At 72.0% G+C, this 18,926-nt stretch carries 14 protein-coding genes; 5 read left to right on the top strand and 9 right to left on the bottom strand.

Annotation, left to right across the window (positions count from 1 at the left end):
* Positions 1-88 precede the first annotated feature (88 nt).
* Complete coding sequence (locus tag IEZ13_RS24175) at positions 89-3,244, top strand: helix-turn-helix transcriptional regulator (protein ID WP_183226058.1); 3,156 nt, start codon at positions 89-91, stop codon at positions 3,242-3,244.
* A 321-nt stretch (positions 3,245-3,565) separates the two neighbouring features.
* Entirely contained in the window at positions 3,566-3,796 is a 231-nt protein-coding gene (locus tag IEZ13_RS24180; RefSeq protein ID WP_183226057.1) for a hypothetical protein, read from the top strand.
* A gap of 158 nt (positions 3,797-3,954) precedes the next feature.
* Here IEZ13_RS24180 and lipA read toward each other — a convergent pair whose 3' ends face one another.
* Positions 3,955-4,878 carry a lipoyl synthase gene (gene lipA, locus IEZ13_RS24185; protein WP_308285632.1) on the bottom strand — a complete coding sequence of 308 codons (924 nt, stop codon included), beginning with the start codon at positions 4,876-4,878 and terminating at the stop codon, positions 3,955-3,957.
* A 351-nt stretch (positions 4,879-5,229) separates the two neighbouring features.
* Here lipA and aspS point away from each other — a divergent pair, with 351 nt between their 5' ends.
* Both aspS and IEZ13_RS24195 read left to right on the top strand, forming a co-directional pair.
* Positions 5,230-6,477, top strand: coding sequence for an aspartate--tRNA(Asn) ligase (aspS, locus tag IEZ13_RS24190; RefSeq protein WP_183226056.1), 1,248 nt, complete (start codon positions 5,230-5,232; stop codon positions 6,475-6,477).
* 15 nt (positions 6,478-6,492) lie between these two features.
* Entirely contained in the window at positions 6,493-7,638 is a 1,146-nt protein-coding gene (locus IEZ13_RS24195; protein WP_183226055.1) for an outer membrane protein assembly factor BamB family protein, read from the top strand.
* Positions 7,639-7,932: 294 nt separating this feature from the next.
* Here the strand turns inward: IEZ13_RS24195 and IEZ13_RS24200 are convergent, their stop codons facing one another.
* The 7 genes from IEZ13_RS24200 to lpdA form a co-directional block, all read right to left on the bottom strand.
* Complete coding sequence (locus IEZ13_RS24200; protein ID WP_183226054.1) at positions 7,933-8,097, bottom strand: peptide ABC transporter substrate-binding protein; 165 nt, start codon at positions 8,095-8,097, stop codon at positions 7,933-7,935.
* Positions 8,097-8,726: a lipoyl(octanoyl) transferase LipB gene (lipB, locus tag IEZ13_RS24205; protein ID WP_183226053.1), complete on the bottom strand. Its 630-nt coding sequence runs from the start codon at positions 8,724-8,726 to the stop codon at positions 8,097-8,099. The genes IEZ13_RS24200 and lipB overlap by 1 nt, the downstream gene beginning before the upstream one ends.
* Before the next feature lie 9 nt (positions 8,727-8,735).
* Positions 8,736-10,652, bottom strand: coding sequence for a DUF6311 domain-containing protein (locus IEZ13_RS24210; RefSeq protein WP_229794954.1), 1,917 nt, complete (start codon positions 10,650-10,652; stop codon positions 8,736-8,738).
* Between the two features lie 26 nt (positions 10,653-10,678).
* Positions 10,679-12,550, bottom strand: coding sequence for a DUF6311 domain-containing protein (locus tag IEZ13_RS24215; RefSeq protein ID WP_183226052.1), 1,872 nt, complete (start codon positions 12,548-12,550; stop codon positions 10,679-10,681).
* A 31-nt stretch (positions 12,551-12,581) separates the two neighbouring features.
* Positions 12,582-13,499: a TIGR01777 family oxidoreductase gene (locus IEZ13_RS24220; protein ID WP_183226051.1), complete on the bottom strand. Its 918-nt coding sequence runs from the start codon at positions 13,497-13,499 to the stop codon at positions 12,582-12,584.
* Positions 13,500-13,583: 84 nt separating this feature from the next.
* On the bottom strand, positions 13,584-15,344 hold the full coding sequence (sucB, locus tag IEZ13_RS24225) for a 2-oxoglutarate dehydrogenase, E2 component, dihydrolipoamide succinyltransferase (protein WP_183226050.1): 1,761 nt from the start codon (positions 15,342-15,344) through the stop codon (positions 13,584-13,586).
* A gap of 42 nt (positions 15,345-15,386) precedes the next feature.
* Complete coding sequence (gene lpdA, locus IEZ13_RS24230; protein ID WP_183226049.1) at positions 15,387-16,778, bottom strand: dihydrolipoyl dehydrogenase; 1,392 nt, start codon at positions 16,776-16,778, stop codon at positions 15,387-15,389.
* Between the two features lie 165 nt (positions 16,779-16,943).
* On the opposite strand from lpdA, the gene IEZ13_RS24235 reads away from it, so the two are divergent.
* Entirely contained in the window at positions 16,944-17,264 is a 321-nt protein-coding gene (locus IEZ13_RS24235; protein WP_183226048.1) for a hypothetical protein, read from the top strand.
* Positions 17,265-17,288: 24 nt separating this feature from the next.
* Here the strand turns inward: IEZ13_RS24235 and IEZ13_RS24240 are convergent, their stop codons facing one another.
* The gene (locus tag IEZ13_RS24240) at positions 17,289-18,824 is read right to left on the bottom strand and encodes a leucyl aminopeptidase (RefSeq protein ID WP_183226047.1); all 1,536 of its coding nucleotides are present in this window, start codon (positions 18,822-18,824) and stop codon (positions 17,289-17,291) included.
* Positions 18,825-18,926: the final 102 nt, after the last annotated feature.

Below are 18,926 nucleotides of genomic sequence, written 5' to 3' on the forward strand. Positions count from 1 at the left end.
GTACCGGCCGATGGCCCAGGTGGCGACGAGCCGATCGGCGGCCTCTCGCATCGTGATCGGGGCGGAGGTTCTGTCGTACGGGCGTGGCATGCTCGACCTCATGGTGGTGAGCGCGCACAGCACGGTCCTGGTCGGACGGGACGCCGACCTCGCCACCCTGCACGACGCGTTCCAGCGGGCCGGCGGCGGTGAGGCGCCGGCCCTGCTCATCGGGGGCGAGGCCGGCGTCGGCAAGACCCGGCTGGTCGAGGAGTTCGTCCGCGGGCTGGACGCGCGGGTCCTCGTCGGCCAGTGCCTCGAGCTGGGGGAGGAGGGCCTGCCCTTCGCCCCGTTCGCGGCCGCCCTGCGCGAGCTGGCCCGGCACGAGGGCGGCGCGGTGTTCGCCGGGCGGGAGGCCGAGTTCGCCCGGCTGCTGCCCGAGCTGGGGTCGCCGCCGGAGCTCGGCGGCAGCCACCGGGGCCATCTGTTCGAGCTGGTCGGGGCACTGTTCGCCCGGCTCGGCGAGCAGCGCCCGGTGGTCCTCGTGGTGGAGGACCTGCACTGGGCCGACCGGTCCACCCGTGACCTGATCGGGTTCCTGGTCCGCTCGGCCCGGGTGCCGCGCCTGCTGCTCGTCGCGACGTACAGGACGGACGAGCTGCACCGCGGCCACCCGCTGCGGCCGTTCCTGGGCGAGCTGGAGCGGGTCCGTGGTGTGCACCGTCACGATCTCGACCGGCTCGACCGCGACGGCACCGCCGAGCTGCTCGGCCACCTGCTCGGCGCCGAGCCCGACCGGCCCACCGTCGACGCCGTCTGCAAGCGTGCCCAGGGCATCCCGTTCTTCATCGAGCAGTTCGCCGCGTCCGCCGACCCGCGCTGCGGCGACATCCCGGAGACGCTGCGCGACCTGCTGCTCTCCCGGGTCGACCAGCTGCCCGAGGCGGCCCAACGGGTGCTGCGGGTGGCCGCGGTCGGCGGCACCCGGTTCGGCCACGAGCTGCTCGCCCGGGTCGCCGACGTCGACGACGCCGCCCTGGAGTCCGCGCTGCGGGCCGCCGTCGCCGCCCAGATGATCGTCTTCGACCCCGACGGGGGCTACGAGTTCCGGCACGCGCTGGTCCGCGAGGCGGTCCACGACGACCTGCTGCCCGGCGAGCGGGCCCGGCTGCACGCCCGCTATGCCCAGGCCATCGAGGCCGAGCCACGGCTGGTGGCGGCCGACCGGGCGCCCGCCGAGATCGCCCACCACTGGTTCAGCGCCCGCGACCACGCCCGGGCGCTCGTCGCCGCCGGCCGGGCCGCCGACGCGGCCGGTCGCCGCTACGCGTTCGCCGAGCAGGCCCGGCTGCTGGAGCGCGCCCTCGAGCTGTGGGAGCAGGTTCCCGACGCCGCCGAGCTGCTCGGCAAGTGCCACCTCGACCTGCTGGAGGAGGCGGCGCTCGCGGCCATCGACGCCGGCGACCACGGGCGGGCCGGCCGGCTCACCCGGGCCGCGCTCGCCGACCTGGACGGCGAGGCCGAGCCGACCCGGGCCGCCCGGCTGCTCATCCGGCGGGCCAAACTGCTGCGCAACGCCGGGAAGAGCGACGGGGCGGCGGAGGCCCGCGAGGCGTACCGGTTGCTTCAGCTCGCCCCGCCCGACCTGCCCTGGCTGAAACTGCTCGGCGACGTGGCCTATGTGTTCTCCGGCATCGACGGCGACGAGGCCGGCCGGATCGCGGCGCAGGTGATGGCGTGCGCCGGCGAGTTCGGTGACGAGGCCGCCCGGATCGCCGCCGAGATCACCTTCGGCAAGGTGTGCAGCGGCCACCTGCCGGCCGAGCAGAGCCTGCCCGCCGTGCGCCGGGCGATCGAGCGCGCCCGTGCCTCCGGCGACATCCCGAACCTCGCGCACGGCCTGGTCAACATCTCCGACACGCTGTATGAGATGGGGGCGTATGCGGAGTCCGCCGCCGCGGCCGCCGAGGGCGTCCCGCACGCCGACCGGGCCGGTGTCAGCCGCACCACCGGCGTCTACCTGCTGGCCAACCACGCCGAGGCGCTGATGGCCCTGGGCCGGTGGGACGAGGCCGACGCCCGCCTCGCCGAGGCCGCCCGTCACGACCCGCCCGGCACCCTCGCCGTGCCGTGGCTGCGGTTGCGCGCCCGCCTCCGCCTGGCCCGCGGCCACGACGGCGCGGAGGCCCTGGTCGCCCAGGCGGCCGCCTACCTGGCCAAGCCGTTCCTCAACCCCGACCTGCGGTTGGGGCTGCTGGAGCTGCGCATCCACGCGGCGCTCGCGGCGGGCGACCCGGCCACGGCGCGGGCCGCCGCCCGAGTCGCCCTGCGGGACCGCTACTTCCACCACCTGCCCCGCTATTCGTGGCCGTTGCTGGCCGCGGCGGCCCGTGCCCTGCCGGCGTCCCCGCTTTCCGCGCCTCCCGGCGGGGGCCGCGATCTGTCGGGGTCTCCGCTTCTCGCGTCTTCCGGTGGGGGCCGTGATCTGTCGGGGTCTCCGCTTCTCGCGTCTTCCGGCGGGGCTCGCGATCTGTCGGGGTCTCCGCTTCTCGCGTCTTCCGGCGGCGGCTCCTTCGCCGCTCCCGGGGTGACGTCCACGGCGAGCTGGGACGTGGTGAACCAGGCCGTCCCCGACGGCCTGGCCCCGGTGCGGGGGTGGTCCGGTGCGGGGCATGTTTACCTGCCGACCGCCCCGACCCACGAGGCCGCCCCTGGCGAGGAGCCCGGGCTGGCCGGTCTGATCCGCGCGGCGGCCGAGCGCCTGCCGGAGCGTCATCCGGCCGAGTCGGCGTACGCCGCTCAGGTTTCCGCGCTGCTCGACGGTGGCGCCGACCGGTGGCGAGCAGCGGTCACGGCCTGGCGGGCGGACGGTCAGCCGTTCCCGTTGGCCGCGGCGCTGCTCGACTACGCGGAGGCGGTCGCCGCCGACCGCGCGGCGGCGACCGATGCGATCACCGAGGCGGGCGCGATCGCCACCGCGCTGGGCGCCCGGTCGCTGGCCGGGGCCGCGGACACCCTGGCCCGCAGGCTCGGCGTGGGCGGTGGCCCCGCCCCCGCCGCCGGGACCGAGGTGCTGACCGCCCGGGAGCGTGAGGTCCTGCGCCTGGTCGCCGAGGGCCAGAGCAACAGCCGGATCGCCCAGCGCCTGTTCATCTCCCCGAAGACCGCGAGCGTCCACGTCTCCCGCATCATCGCCAAGCTGGAGGTCACCAACCGGGTCGAGGCCGCCGCCGTGGCCCACCGACTCGGCCTGCTCGACGGCTGACGCCGGCCGCCATTCGCCCCTCGCCTCGCTTCCGCGCGGCGGGGGCGACCGGTCGAGCCTGGCGGTAGCGGCCGGGCTTGGCGGAAGCGGGCCGCGTTTGGCGGAAGCGGCGCTGGGCCTGGTGGAAGCGGCCGGGCCTGGTGGAAGCGGCCGCGTTTGGCGGAAACGGTCAGGCTTGGCGGAAGCGGCCGGACGCGGCATCGGCGTTCCTGTCAAACGGTTGGGAAACGCTAAAGACGGGTGGCCGGGGTCCGATGTTGGGGGTCGGCTCTCCCGTAGGGAGACCTCAGCTCACCCGAGTCCTTCCCCCGGAGGCAAGTAATGGATACCGCTGTCGAGGTGGGTTACGGCGTCGCCGAGTTACTGTTCGGGCCGAACTCGCTGGTGCCGTGGTGGGCCTGGCTGGCTCCGTTCGCCATGATCTTTTTGAAGCTGCTCGCGCCGGTTCTCCTTCCGGAGGTCGCGGAGGCGCGATGGGGTTCCGGCAGCGACGCCGACAGGGCCAGGCAGTCCAAAAGGTCCAAGAAGTCCAAGAAGTCCAAGAAGAAGTAGCCGGTCAGAAGCCCCGCGCCGAATGGTGCGGGGCTTCTTCCGTGCGTGGCCGGGATGCGGTGCCACTGCCCGTGTGTGCGGACACGACACCGGAAGCGGAACGACGGCGGAAGCGGAACGACGGCGCCCCACGCCGGCGGGCGCGGGGCGCTGGAGGCTCAGCCCCGGGCTTCGAGAGCCTGACGGTACAGACGGCCGGCCCGGTACGACGAGCGGACCAGCGGCCCGCTCATCACGCCCGCGAAGCCGATCTGCTCGGCCTCCTCGCGGAGCTCGACGAACTCCTCCGGCTTGACCCAGCGCTCGACCGGGTGGTGCCGCGGGGTGGGCCGAAGATACTGCGTGATGGTGATCAGCTCGCACCCGGCCGCGTGCAGGTCGCGGAGGGCGGCGGAGATCTCGGCGCGCTCCTCGCCCATGCCGAGGATCAGGTTGCTCTTGGTGACCAGGCCGGCCGCACGGGCCTGGGTGATCACGTCGAGGGAGCGCTCGTAGCGGAAGCCGGGGCGGATGCGCTTGAAGATCCGCGGGACGGTCTCCACGTTGTGCGCCAGCACCTCGGGCGCGGCGCCGAAGACCTCGGCGAGCTGGGCCGGGTCGGCGTTGAAGTCGGGGATCAGCAGCTCGACGCCGCAGCCGGGCTGGAGCTTGTGGATCTGGCGGACGGTCTCCGCATAGAGCCAGGCGCCGCCGTCGGGCAGGTCGTCACGCGCGACGCCGGTGACCGTGGCGTAGCGCAGGCCCATGGTGGCGACGGACTCGCCGACCCGGCGTGGCTCGTCGGCGTCGAACTCGGCCGGCTTGCCGGTGTCGATCTGGCAGAAGTCGCAGCGACGGGTGCACTGGTCGCCGCCGATGAGGAAGGTGGCCTCGCGGTCTTCCCAGCACTCGTAGATGTTGGGGCAGCCGGCCTCCTGGCAGACCGTGTGCAGACCCTCTTTCTGCACCAGGCCGCGCATCTCCGTGTACTCAGGGCCCATCTTCGCCTTGACCTTGATCCACGGCGGTTTCCGCTCGATGGGAGTCTCGGCGTTGCGCGCCTCGATGCGCAGCATGCGGCGGCCCTCGGGAGCAATAGTCACAACCCGAAGATACGCCCGCCACCGCCGGGCGCGATGCGGGGGCGACGAGGCTCACGTGACCGACGTTGTGACAGCCGTCACCCGATATTCAGGTGATCGGCACATCGCGGGCTGTTAGCGTGCCGAGCACGGTGTTGATGGGACCGAGTAGCGCTTCGATCCGCCGGCCGAGAGAGCCACCCGGCAGCTGTGAAGGGTGGCCCGTGCGCCGGAGCGTGAAGACACCCCGGAGCCGCAGCACGACAAAGAGGCGCCCTGACAAGGGGCGCGAAGGTGCGGTGGTACCGCGAGGATCCCGCTCGCCCGCACCTCCCTGGGGCCGCGTTGCAGCACCAGAGGAGGTAACCCGCCATGCAACGCATCCTCTCCACCCAGTTGGCGACCACGGAACCCGGCACCAAGGTCACGATCGCCGGCTGGATCCACCGCAGGCGGCTGCTCAAGTCGGTGGCCTTCCTGATCGTCCGGGACGCCGCCGGGCTCAGCCAGGTGGTCGTCACCGACCCGGCCACCCGTGAACAGGTGGAACGGCTCACCGAGGAGACCGTCGTCGAGGTGACCGCCGTGGTCACCGCCAACGAGCAGGCGCCGCAGGGTGTCGAGCTGACCTCCCCGGAGATCCTGGAAACGAGCCGGGTCGCCGTACCCCTGCCGTTTGAACTGCATCGGCCCGCGCTGAGCGCGAGCCTGCCCACCCAGCTGGACCACGCGGCGCTGGCGCTGCGGCATCCGTCGCGGGCCGCGAACCTGCGCATCTCCGCCGCCGTGACCAGGGGTTTCCGGCGGTCGCTGGAAGAGCAGCGGTTCGTCGAGATCCACACGCCGAAGATCGTCGAGTCGGCGACCGAGTCGGGTGCGAACGTCTTCGAGCTCGACTACTTCGGGCGGCCCGCCTATCTGGCGCAGTCGCCGCAGTTCTTCAAACAGATGATGGTCGGCGTCTTCGAGCGGGTCTTCGAGGTGGGGCCGGTGTTCCGGGCCGAGCCGAGCGACACGGCCCGGCATCTCGCCCAGTACACGTCGCTGGACGCCGAGATGGGCTTCATCCGCGACCACCGGGACGTGATGGCGGCGCTGACCAGGACGATCGCCGGGATGCTCGGCGAGGTCACCGGGATGATCGAGACACCGGGCGTGCCGGACGAGATCCCGGCCGTGCACTTCGCCGAGGCCCTGAGGATCGCCGGGGCGCCGGAGGACGAGCCCGACCTGGCCCCCGCGCACGAGCGGGCGGTCGGCGAGTGGGCGCTGCGCGAGCACGGGTCGGAGTTCGTCTTCGTGACCGGCTACCCGATGCGCAAGCGGCCGTTCTACACCCACCCGGACCCGGCCGACCCGACCTGGTCGAACAGCTTCGACCTGCTGTTCCGCGGCCTGGAGATCGTCACCGGCGGCCAGCGGCTGCACCGGTACGAGGACTACGTCGCCGTACTGGGCGGGGCCGGTGAGCAGGGCTACCTGGACGCGTTCCGCTACGGCATGCCCGCGCACGGCGGCTGGGCGATCGGCCTGGAGCGCTTCGTGGCCCGCCTGACCGGCGCCGCCAACGTCCGGGAGGTGACGGCGTTCCCGCGTGACCTGCACCGGGTCGCGCCGTAGTAGTTCAATGCCATCGTGATTATCGACCTCGATGTGCCGGGGCCGCCGCCCGATCCGGTGCGGCGTCCCCGGCACTGGCGTCCCGCGTCGGCCCTGGTGCTGGCGTTGGCGCTGCTGCTCGGCCCGGACCACCTCGAGCGGCCGGTCCCGCCGCTGGAACGGGTGGCCACCACCGAGACCGCCACCGGCTCCTGGCTGCTCACCGACGACACCGTCTACAGCACCCGCACCCTGGCGAACGGCCGGGTCGACGTCCTGGCGCACGACCTGACCACGAACCGGCTCCGCTGGCGCCGGCAGACCGAGTGGTTCGGCGCGATGCCGGCGCTGTCGGTGTCCGGGTCGGCCGTGGTGGTCGGCGGCAACATGGGCGGCGCGCCGGTGGTGGCCGACACGCGTACCGGCGCCGACGCGGCCACCGGACTCCAGGCGGCACTGCCCGCGGGCGACGCGGTCGTCCTCTGGGACGAGGAGTCACGCCTCGGCCTCCGCGACCCGGCGACGAACGAGGTCGCCTGGCGGCGGCCGTTCCACCAGGCCCCGGAGTCGGCCGCCGCCGACGGCCGCTACCTGGTCGTGCTGGAGGAGACCGGCGGGGCGGTCACTCTGCGGCGCTCCGACGGCCGGGTGGCCGGGCGCAACGATCAGGCATCCCCTTCCGGCGAGCCGTCCGAGATCCGGATCGTCGGCGACCACGCCTACCTTCTCGGCGAGTACGCCCTGACCGCCCTGCACCTGCCCGACCTGACCGAGATGTGGACCGTCCGCTCGGTCATCCCGAAGTTCGTCGACCCCTGCGGCACCCACATCTGCGTCTCCGGCGGCGGCGGCCTGCACGCCCTGAACCCCGAGGACGGCTCGGTGACCTGGACCGACCTCCACTGGAAGAGCTGGACCGACGGCTTCGCCCTGACCGTCGACGGGGAGGCCACCCTCCTCGACCCGGAGACCGGCGCCGTCCGTACCGGTCTCGGCCCCGGCCTTCCCCTCGGCGACCTGCTGCTGCGCCCCACCGGCGACGGCCTCCGCCTGATCGACTGGCACACCGGCCAGACCCGCGGCGCGATCTCCGGGACGCTCTCGACCGCCTGCCGCCGCACCGGCGTCCACCTGGCCTGCCAGCAGTCCGACGGCCTGATCCAGGTGTGGCGCCTCCCTTGAAACCATTTCATTTCGTACGGGCTACGTGTGCCGCCGTGGGCAGAAAGCGACCTGGCTGCCGGGTCGCGCCTTTGCCGCCCGCGCCGGGCGGAGCTGCCCACTCACCCTCACCCCACCCACTCCCGGCCGTAGAGCCGCTCCCGCCGGCCGCCAGCGCTCGATCAAAGAGCCGGACCCGGGACCCGTGCGGCGCCAGCCGCCCAGTCAGGCTGCTTGATCAAAAAGCCGGACCCGGGGACCCGTGCGGCGCCAGCCGCCCGGGTCGGACTGTGCGGCGCTAGCCGCCCAGTCAGGCTAGAGAAGGACCGCCAGGGTGACCACCACGACGATCGCGAAGGGGATGATCGTCGTGGTGACGAGGATGGCCCAGGCGACCGGGTGTCCGAAATTGAGCACCAGGCCACCGCCCGGTTTGGGAACGAAGACCCGCTTGTCCTGCGGGTTGCGGTAGAGAGCCATCAGATCAGCGTGGCCAGGTGGCGTTCGACGATCGGCATGACCTCGGTGACCGGGACCGGGCGGCCGACCTCGGCGCTGAGCGAGGTGACGGCGGCGTCCCGGATGCCGCACGGGATGAAGCGGTCGAAATTCGACAGGTCGCAGTCGCAGTTCAGGGCGAAACCGTGCAGCGTCACGCCGCGCGACACCCGGATGCCGATCTGGGCGATCTTGCGGTCCAGGCCGCCGTCGGTGGCCCGGACCCACGCCCCGCTGCGGCCCTCGATGCGATCGGCCACCACACCGAACTCGGCGCAGACGTCGATCAGCAGCTGCTCGGTGCGGCGGACGTAGGCCACCACGTCGACCGGATCGGGCAGGCGCAGGATCGGGTAGCCCACGAGCTGCCCCGGACCGTGCCAAGTGATCTTGCCGCCGCGGTCGACGTCGACGACCGGGGTGCCGTCGAACGGCCGGTCGGCCGGCTCGGTGCGCTTGCCGGCGGTGAAGACGCTCGGGTGCTCCAGCAGCAGGATCGTGTCCGGCTGGGAACCGGCGACCACCGCCTCGTGCAGGCGTTTCTGCTCCTCCCAGGCCTCCAGGTAGTCGACCAGGCCGGGACGCAGGACGGTCAAGACGGAAGACGTCACGCGGCCAGCCTAGTCCTCTTCCGTCCGGTCGACCGGGTCCACTCCCGGCGTGATCCGCCACACCAGCACGTCCTGCACCTGCTCCGGCTCGCCCAGCAGGTCGGTGGTGAGCCGCAGCAGCGCGTCCCGGTTGAGCGGGCCCTTCGGGCCGGTGACCTCGGCGGGCAGGAAGATCGCCTGGAGCTTCCAGTAACGGAAGTCGATCCGTGCCTGGGCCCGGTCCAGGTTCGTGATCCGTGGCACCTGGCCCCAGCGGGCGGCCCGGTAGAACAGCTTGTCGGTCGGCCGGTCCGGTGCGCCCACCCGGCCCACCAGGTGCCGGCCGGTCTCCAGGTAGTCCTGCGGGCCGAGGAAGTACCCGGCCGGGATCCGGAACTGGGCGTCGCCACCGCGCGCCATCGTGTACGCCTGCCAGCGCATGCTGTCCACGGCCACGTCGATGGAGAGCGGCAGCGAGGTCATCACACCGTCACCGGTGACGTAGTCCTGCCATTTCCCGCTGGCGATGAACTCCGGCTCCGGCGCCCGCTCCAGGGTGCGCAGCGGCAGCGGGGCGATCGGGGCGAGCGCCGCCACGATCAGCACGCCGACGGTGAGCCGGGCCAGCGGCCCGCGCTTGAAGAACTCGTCGGCCAGCAGCGCCAGCACGATCGCGAAGATCGCGACCACGACCAGCGTGTACCGGACCGGCAGCGCCGAGTCGAACAGCGGGACGTCGACGAACAGCGCGTACAGCAGCGGGGTGTCGCTGTGCTCCTCGCCCATGAACCGCAGTCGCGGGCCGAGCGAGAGCAGGAAGAAGAAGAGCCCCACCACGGCCAGCGCGCGCAGCGTGACCCGGCGCTCCGGCGACGACCGCTTCCACAGCAGGCCCAGCGCCACGACGACGAGCAGCACGAGCGGGGCGCCCAGGAACGAGGTGGCCTCGGTCGCGTTGGGCGCCAGGTCGGCGCCCCAGCCGAACAGACCGGCCACCGATCGCAGCGGGAACGCCACGTACGACACCAGGTCCTCGGAGTAGAACCGCATCTTGAAGCCGGTGCCGGTGAACTTGAGCGGCCCGTTGAAGTGCATGTACAGCGGCCAGGACAGCAGCGCCCCGGCGACCACCGCGGTCACGCCCAGCGACACCAGGACCCGGCCCGCCGACTCCTTGACGGCGCGCAGACCCGGCTTGGAGAACACCCACACGCCGAGGAAGAGCCCACAGGCCAGGGCGCAGAAGAACAGCGCCTCTGCGGCCACCGAGAAGCCCATGGTGCAGAGCAGGCCGAGGACCACGCCGTTGCGCACCCGGTGGCCCTTCTCCGGCAGCTTCAGCACCCACCACGCGACGATGCCGACCATCCAGCCGGACGTCCAGTTGAGGTGGCCGTTGGCGTGCGAGACGAGACCCGGGCTGAACCCGAAGAGCAGGCCGCCGAACGCCGCGGCCAGCCCGCTGCGCACCAGCCAGCGGCGCAGGAACAGGTACCACACGAAGGCGGAGCCGGCCAGGTTCAGCGTCAGGATGGTGGCGAAGGTGACCTGCGGGCCGGCGAAGTGGGTCAGCGGCGCGAACACCACGGCGTAGAACGTGCTGGACGTGTTCATCGCCAGGTTCACGCCGCGTGGCGCGTTCAGCAGGGTGGTGAAGAACGGGTTGTTCATGTGCTGGAGCAGGTAGACGCCGTACGACATCATCCACTCGAACTGCCCCTGGTCGCTCACGTTGTCGGCGACCACGTGCCGGTACGGCGCCCGCCACAGCCCCTGACAGACGTAGACGGCCGCGGCCAGCGACACGAGAGCCATCGCGAGGTGCGACTTCCAGGCCCGCCACATGGATGCGGGCCGGGCTTCGGGTTCACGTGTCGTCGGGTCGGCCGGGTCGTCGGAATCCCGGGTCGTCGGGTCCGTCATCGGGGCGGGCGCGGCGATCGTCACGTCGCGGAGATTATCCAGCCCCGAATTCATCGTTCGATCGGGTCCACGCCGGGACGAATGCGCCACACCAGAACATCGTCCACTTTCTCCGGTGGACCGAGCAGATCGGTGGCGGTCGTCTCCACCGCGTCACGGAACAGCGTCATGTGGTCGGAACCGGTGATCTGTTCGGGTAGGAAGAGCACCTCCACATTCCAGTAGGCGAAGTCAAGCCGGGCCTGCTCGCGGTCGGCGTTGCTGAGCTGGGCGACGTAGCCGTACAGGGCGGCGCGGGTGAACAGCCAGTCGGTCGGCCCCGGCGGCGCGCCGATCCGGCCGATCTCCTTGCGGCCCGCCTCGCCGTTGATCATCGGGCCGAGGAAATAGCCGTCCGGGATCCGGAACTGCGGTCCGCCGCGAGCCATCGTGTACGCCTGCCAGCGCTGCCCGTCGGCCGTCACGTTGAGCGCGAACGGCAGGGCGGAGATCACACCGTTGTCCGACACGTACCGCTGCCAGGTGCCGTTGGCGATGAAGTCCGGCTCCGGGGCCCGCTCCTGGTGGCGCACCGGCAGCGGGAAGATCGGCAGGAGCGCGGCCACGATCGCCGCGGTCACCGCGGTCTGGAGGTTGGGCGACAGCCGCCGGTCCACCAGCTCCTGGGTGATCAGGGCCAGCAGGATGCCGAAGACGCCGACCACGACCAGCGCCAGCCGCAGGGGCAGCGCCGAGTCGAACAGCGGCAGGTGGGCGAGCGCCGCGTAGGGCAGCGGGATGGGCAGTTCGTCGTCCATCCAGTTCACCCGCGGGCCCCAGGACAGCACCAGGAAGACGCCGCCGACGACCAGGATCGCCCGCAACGTGGCCCGGCGGACCGGCACGGCCCGCCGCCACACCAGGACCGCGGAGACCACCATCAGGAGGATCAGGGGTACGCCGAAGAACGACGACTCCTCGGTGCGGTTGGGCGCCAGGGTGGAGCCCAGCCCGAACAGCGCGGCCAGCGACCGGCTCGGGAACGACAGGTACGCCGCCACGTCCTCGGCGAAGTAGCGCTGGTTGAACCCGGTCCCGGAGAACGTCTGCGGGCCGGCGAAGTGCATGTACAGCGGGTAGGCCAGCAGCGCCCCGGCCACCACGGCGGTCACCCCGAGCGCCCGCAGTACGGTGCCCGCCGCGGCCTTCGCCTCGGCGCGGACCGGCCCGGCCAGCGCCCAGGTCACGATGAAGATGCCGCTGGCCAGGGCGGTGTAGAAGAGGCCCTCGGCGGCGATCGTGAAGCAGCCGGCCAGCATGACGCCGAGGATCAGCCCGTTGCGCAGCCAGCGGCCCGGCTGCCGCAGCCGCAGCACCTGCCAGATGACGACCGGGGCCACCCACCCGGCCGTCCAGTTCAGGTGGCCGTTGGCGTGCGAGATGAAACCGGGGGCGAACCCGCAGAACATGCCGCCCAGCCCGGCCGCGAGCGGGCTGCGGACCAGCCAGCGGCGCATGAACAGATACCACGCGAAGGCGGAGCCGGCGAGATTCAGGGTGAGGATCGTCACGTAGCTGATCTGCGGGCCGGCGAAGTGGGTCAGCGGCGCGAACAGCACCGTGTACACCGAGATCGACGTGTTCGCCGCCAGGTTGACGCCCCACGGCACGTTCAACAGGTCGCTGAAGAACGGGTCCGAGCCGTGGCCCAGCGTGTACACCCCGTACCCCAGCAGCCACTCGAAGAACGCCTGGTCCCCGATGTTGTCGGAGAGACCGTGACGGTACGGATCGCGCCAGAGACCGTTGGTCACGTAGACGGCGAGCGCGAGCGCTGTCAGAGCGACGGCCAGATGGCCACGCCAAGGTCGGCCACGCGGAGGTGGCGAGGACTCGGCGGGCGGATCGGCGGACGCGGCGGGGGCGGGGGTGACGACGGACATCAGCCGCAGGTTAGCAAGAAAGCCTGTTTTTCTAGGGGGCCATCGCCGGTTGCGCTCCGAGGGTCGCCGCCAGCGCGGCGCCGATCTCGGGGTACGCCCACGCGAACCCGGCCTGCGACAGCACCCCGGGCAGCACCCGCTGACTGCGCTGCGCCTCCCCGGCCAGCCCGCCGATCACCAGGTCGAGCACCGGGCCGGGCACCGAGAACAGAGCGGGCCGGTGCAGCACCCGGGCCAGTTCCCGGGTGAACTCGGCGTTGGTCACCGGCCGGGGTGAGACGAGGTTCACCGGACCGGCCAGGTCGTCGCGTTCCAGCAGGAACTCGGCGGCGGCCAGCCAGTCGGCCAGGGCGATCCAGGACATCCACTGCCGCCCGCCACCGATCCGGGCGCCCGCGCCCAGCTTGAACGGCAGAAGCAGCGGCTTGATCAGCGAGCCGCCGGCGTCGATCGCCGGAGCGGTGCGCAGCAGCACCACCCGGGCGCCGGCGTCCTCGGCCGGCCGGGCCGCGGCCTCCCACACCCGGCACAGGTCGGCCAGGAACGTGTTGCCGGCCGGGGCCTCCTCGGCGACCGCCTGATCGCCGGTGTCGCCGTACCACCCGACGGCGGAGCTCTGGAGCAGCACCCGGGGACGCTCGTCGGCCGGCAGCCGGCCGATCGTCTGGGCGATGGTGTCGGTGGTGTCGATCCGGCTGGACCGGAGCACCCGCTTGTACGCCGCGGTCCACCGGTGGTCGCCGACATTGGCGCCGGACAGGTTGATCACCGCATCCGCACCGGCCAGCACGGCCTGGTCGAGCCGGCCCTGCGCCGGATCCCAGGACGACTCGTCCGGCCGTTCGGAGGGGCGCCGGACCAGCCGGACGATGTCGTGGCCGCTCTGTCGCAGCCGTTCGGCGAGCCGGGTGCCGAGGAATCCGGACGCTCCGGCCATGACGATCCGCATACCTGACCCTTTCCCGAAGATCGGTTGTTTCAAAACAGACCGGGGGGTACGCCGCAACGGCGCACCCCCCGGTCCATGTCGTCCTTAGAGGCCCAGGTCGGCCTCGAAGTGGCCGCCCTCCAGACGCTCCTTCAGCGTGCCCAGGAAGCGGGCCGCGTCGGCGCCGTCCACGATCCGGTGGTCGTAGCTCAGCGCCAGGTAGACCATCGACCGCGGCGCGATGATCTCGCCCAGGTCCGGGTCGTTCACGATCACCGGGCGCTTGACGACCGCGCCGAGACCGAGGATGCCGACCTGCGGCTGGTTGATGATCGGCGTGTCGAAGAGCGCGCCCCGGCTGCCGGTGTTGGTCAGCGTGAACGTGCCGCCACCCAACTCGTCCGGCCCGATCTTGTTGTTGCGGGTGCGCTCGGCGACGTCGGCGATCCGCTTGGCCAGACCGCCCAGGTTCAGGTCGCCGGCGTCCTTGATAACCGGGACGACCAGGCCCTTCGGCGCGTCCACCGCGATGCCCAGGTGCTCGGAACCGTGGTAGGTCACGGTGCCCGCCTCGACGTCGATCGAGGAGTTGACCACCGGGTGCTGCTGGAGCGCCTCGACCGTGGCCAGCGCGAAGAACGGCAGGAAGGTGAGCTTCACGCCGTGCTTGGCCTGGAAGTCGGCCTTCGCCTTGTTCCGCAGGTTGGCGATCTTGGTGACGTCCACCTCGACGACCGTGGTGAGCTGCGCGGAGACCTGCAGCGACTCCACCATGCGGCGGGCGATGGTGGCACGGATCCGGGTCAGCTTCTCGGTCCGGCCACGCAGCGGGCTCGGCTCCGCCTTGGCGGCGGCCTTCTCGACCGGTGCGGCAGCCCTCTCGGCCTGGGCTGCCGGGGCCGGGGCGGCCTTCGCGGCGGCGGCCTTCTCGGCCGCGTCGATCACGTCCTGCTTGCGGATGCGGCCACCCACGCCGGTGCCGGTCAGGGTGGACAGGTCCACGCCCTTCTCGGCGGCCAGCTTGCGGACCAGCGGGGTGACGTAGCCGGCGTCGCCGGCGCCGTTCGACTCGACCGCGGCGGGCGCCGGGGCCTTCGCGGGCTCCGGGGCCACCTGCGGGGCCGGAGCCGACTCGATCTTCGGAGCCGGAGCGCTCTCCACCTTCGGCGCGGGCGCCTGGGCGGGCGCGGGCGCCGGAGCCGGGGCCGGCTTCTCCGGGGCCGGAGCGGCGGCCGGGGCGCTGCCCGCGGCGCCGATGACGGCCAGCACCGCGCCGACGTCCGCGGTCTCGTCCTCGCCGACCCGGATCTCCAGCAGAGTGCCGGCGACCGGCGACGGGATCTCCGTGTCGACCTTGTCGGTGGAGACCTCGACCAGAGGCTCGTCCGCCTCCACCTCCTCGCCGACCTGCTTCAGCCAGCGGGTGATGGTGCCCTCGGTGACGCTCTCACCGAGCGCCGGAAGCTTGATCTCCGTGCCCTCGGCGTTGCCCGCCGGGGCGGCGGTCTGCGGCGCGGGCGCCTCCGCCTCGACCGGCTTCTCCGTCGACGGGGTGACCGGAGCGGCGGGCTCCGGCTCCGCGGCCGCCTGCTGGGCCGGTGCGGGCGCGGCCGAACCGGCGTCCTCACCCTCCCCGGCGATGACGGCCAGCTCGCTGCCGACCTCCGCGGTCTCGTCCTCGCCGACCACGATCCGGGTGAGCACACCCGCGGCGGGCGACGGGATCTCCGTGTCGACCTTGTCGGTGGAGACCTCGAGCAGCGGCTCGTCGGCCTCGACGCGCTCGCCCTCCTGCTTGAGCCAGCGGGTCACCGTTCCCTCGGTGACGCTCTCACCCAGCCGCGGCATGGTTACCGATACCGGCATCTTTTCCCAAACTCCTTAACGCGGTGAACGATCGTTTCAGCTTCAGCTGTGCGCGTGCAGCGGCTTGCCCGCGAGCGCGAGGAAGGCCTCGCCCAGCGCCTCGTTCTGCGTCGGGTGGGCGTGTACGAGCTGAGCGACCTCCTCGGGGAAGGCCTCCCAGTTGGTGATCAGCTGGGCCTCGCCGACGAGCTCGCCGACCCGCGCGCCCACCATGTGGACGCCGACGACCGGCCCGTCGTTGACCCGGACGAGCTTGATGAAGCCCGCGGTCTTGAGGATCTGGCTCTTGCCGTTGCCCCCGAGGTTGTAGTTGTACGTCGAGACCTTGTCGTCGCCGTACTGTTCCTTGGCCTTGGCCTCGGTGATGCCGACCGACGCGACCTCGGGGTCGGAGTAGGTGACCCGCGGGATGCCGGCCTCGTCGATGACGGCCGGCTTCTTCCCGGCGATCTCCTCGGCGACGAAGATGCCCTGCTGGAAGCCGCGGTGCGCGAGCTGGAGGCCGGGGACGATGTCACCGACGGCGTAGATGTTGCCGACACCGGTGCGCAGGCGCTCGTCGACGATCACGAAGCCCCGGTCCAGGGTGATGCCCTGCTGCTCGTAGCCCAGGTTGGCGGTCGTCGGGCCACGGCCGACCGCGACCAGCAGCACCTCGGCCTCGAGGGTCTCGCCGCCGGCGATGGTGACCCGCACGCCGTTGTCGGTGTGCTCCACCTTCTCGAACGGCTTGCCGACCTTGAAGTTGATCTTGCGCTTGCGGAAGGCGCGCTCGACCTGCTTCGAGATGTCGGCGTCCTCGGCGGCGACCAGGCGGGGCAGGGCCTCCACGATGGTCACGTCGGCGCCGAACGACTTCCACACGCTGGCGAACTCGACGCCGATGACGCCGCCGCCCAGCACGATCGCGGAGGCCGGCACCCGGTCCATCGTGAGGGCGTGCTCGCTGGTCAGCACCCGCTTGCCGTCGACCTCGAGGCCGGGCAGCGAGCGCGAGTAGGAGCCGGTGGCCAGGATGATGTTGCGGCCGGTGTAGCGCTTGCCGTCCACCTCCACGGTGTCCTTGCTGACGAGCTTGCCCGCCCCCTGGACCACCGTGATGTTCTTGTTGTGCGAGAGCATGCCGCTCAGGCCCTTGAAGAGCCGGCTGACCACGCCGTCCTTGTAGGCGTTCACCCCCGCCATGTCGATGCCGACGAGGTCGGCCTTCACCCCGAACTGCTCGCTCTCACGAGTCTGGTCGGCGATCTCCGCGGCGTGCAGCAGGGCCTTCGTGGGGATGCAGCCGCGGTGCAGGCAGGTGCCGCCGAGCTCGGCCTTGTCGATCAGGGCGACCGAAAGATCGAACTGGGCGGCCCGGAGCGCGGCCGCATAGCCACCGCTTCCTGCGCCGAGAATGACGATGTCGAAGGTTCCGCCGTTGGGCTGGCTCACGTTGACTCCAGTGGTCGCATCGTCTCCGGTGTGGGTCACACAATGGAAACGGTCACAGTCCCGTCACCGACATCTTGTCACTTCTCGGCCCGGTCAATGCAGCCAGGTGCCCTACGACACGTTGCCCCGACGTACCCTTGCGGGATCGAACGCGAGGAGGGAACGGTGGCATGGTTTCGGCGGCGTCCCCGCTCGGGCGGACCCGGCGGACGGCCGGTCGACCGCGCCGATCTCGAGCATCTTACGCAATTCGTCCGCTCCCGGCGGGGAGTCGAGGCATTCATCGAGCCACAGACGACGGTGACCGAGACCACGCTGTTGCTCGTCGCACGCGACGGCGAGTGGACCAGGCGACGGATCGAGTCACCTGAGGTTGCGCGCCGCTTCGCCCACCAGTTGGCGATGCCGGTCTACGACGTCCGGCTGATGGGCTATCCACAGCGGATGCGGGACTACAACGAGCGGCAGCGGCGCCGCCCGGCCTGATCACCGGGCGGCCCGCGGCCGTCGTCAGCCCAGGTCGTCGATCACCTGGAGCAGCGTGCGGACCGGCACGCCCGTCCCGCCCTTGGTCCAGTAACCGTTCGCCTCACCGGTGTGGTAGCTGGGGCCGGCGATGTCGATGTGCGCCCACTCGACGCCCTCGGTGACGAACTCCCGCAGGAAGACGCCGCCCTGGAGCATGTGCCCGGCCCGGTCCAGGTTGGCGTTGGTCTGGCAGATGTCGGCGATCTCCGACTCCATGCCCTTGCGCACGTCGTCCGGCAGCGGCATCCGCCAGGCCGGCTCACCGGCCGCCGTGCCGGCCGCCTCGACCAGCCCGGTCGCCTCGTCCGAGCCCATCAGCCCGGAGATCCGCTTGCCCAGCGCGATCACCTGGCCGCCGGTCAGCGTCGACGTCTCGAACAGGTAGTCGGTGCCGTCCGCGCAGGCCCGGGCCATCGCGTCGCCCAGCACCATCCGGCCCTCGGCGTCGGTGTTGAACACTTCGACCCGCTTGCCGTTGAACATGGTGACCACGTCGCCCGGCCGGTACGCCGACCCGGACGGCATGTTCTCCGCGATCGCCAGGTAACCGGAGACCGCCACACCCGGCTTGAGCTCGGCCACCGCGATCAGCGTGGCGGCCACCGCGGCGGCGCCCGCCATGTCCGACTTCATCTCCCACATGCCGGCGGCCGGCTTGATGCTGACGCCACCGGTGTCGAAGGTGATGCCCTTGCCGACGAGCGCGATCCGCTTCGGGTCGGTCACCCCGGACGGCGTGTAGGTCAGCTTCACCAGCCGCGGCGGCGCCTCGGAACCCTGGCCGACCGCCACGATGCCGCCGTACCCGCCGGCCTTGAGCTGCTCGAAGTCGAGCACCTCGACGTCCAGCCCGGCCTCGGTCGCGGCCGCCGCCACCTGGTCGGCGAGGTCCGCCGGGCGCAGCGCGTTGGGCGGGGTGTTCACCCAGTCCCGGGTCAGGCGCACCGCCCGGGCGACGATTTCGGCCCGGCGTAGCTCGGCCGCCGCCGCCTCGTCGGCCGCGTCCGGCACGTGCAGGCGCAGCTCGGCCACCGGGTCACGGCGACCCGGCGCCTTCTTCGACTTGTACCCCGCGAAGCGGTAGCCGCCGAGCAGCGCGCCCTCCAGCGCGGCGCGCAACACCGGCGCGGCGCCCGCGTCGTCCGGCACCGGCAGGGCCAGCACCACGGTGTTGCTGCCGGCCAGCGCGCGGACCGCCGCACCGGTGCCCCGGCGCAGCGTCTCCAGGTCGGGCGCCGGACCGTCCGGCTCGGTGCCGAGGCCCACCGCGACCAGGAGCGGCGCGGCGATCGTGCCGAGGGTGGCCAGTTTGGTCACCTCGCCGGGCGCGCCGGTCGCGCCGAGCAGAGCCAGTGTCGAGATCAGCTTGCCGTCGAAGGCCGCGGTGATGCTCTCGGCGCCGGCGGCGGGCAGCAGGCTGCCGTCCTCGTCGGGCTGGCTGTGCAGGCCGATGACGATGGCATCGACCGCCGATTCGGCCGGGTCGGTGTCGACCAGGCTGAGGGTGGGCTGGGTCACTCGGACACTCCGGGACGTCTGGGCCGGTACGGCGCCGGTAGGCGCGCTCCCGGCTATTGGGAAAACGGTGTTGTCCCAGCGACTCTAAACCGGGCCAAGGTC

Source organism: Actinoplanes campanulatus (genome assembly GCF_014647795.1).
Taxonomy (GTDB): Bacteria; Actinomycetota; Actinomycetes; order Mycobacteriales; family Micromonosporaceae; genus Actinoplanes; species Actinoplanes campanulatus.

Bases quoted from the DNA above. Each gene is read 5' to 3' on its own strand.
- IEZ13_RS24215 (WP_183226052.1), bottom strand. From the start codon at position 12,550: ATGTCCGTCGTCACCCCCGCCCCCGCCGCGTCCGCCGATCCGCCCGCC.
- sucB (WP_183226050.1), bottom strand. From the start codon at position 15,344: ATGCCGGTATCGGTAACCATGCCGCGGCTGGGTGAGAGCGTCACCGAG.
- IEZ13_RS24200 (WP_183226054.1), bottom strand. From the start codon at position 8,097: ATGGCTCTCTACCGCAACCCGCAGGACAAGCGGGTCTTCGTTCCCAAA.
- aspS (WP_183226056.1), top strand. From the start codon at position 5,230: ATGCAACGCATCCTCTCCACCCAGTTGGCGACCACGGAACCCGGCACC.
- IEZ13_RS24180 (WP_183226057.1), top strand. From the start codon at position 3,566: ATGGATACCGCTGTCGAGGTGGGTTACGGCGTCGCCGAGTTACTGTTC.
- IEZ13_RS24175 (WP_183226058.1), top strand. From the start codon at position 89: ATGCTCGACCTCATGGTGGTGAGCGCGCACAGCACGGTCCTGGTCGGA.
- IEZ13_RS24220 (WP_183226051.1), bottom strand. From the start codon at position 13,499: ATGCGGATCGTCATGGCCGGAGCGTCCGGATTCCTCGGCACCCGGCTC.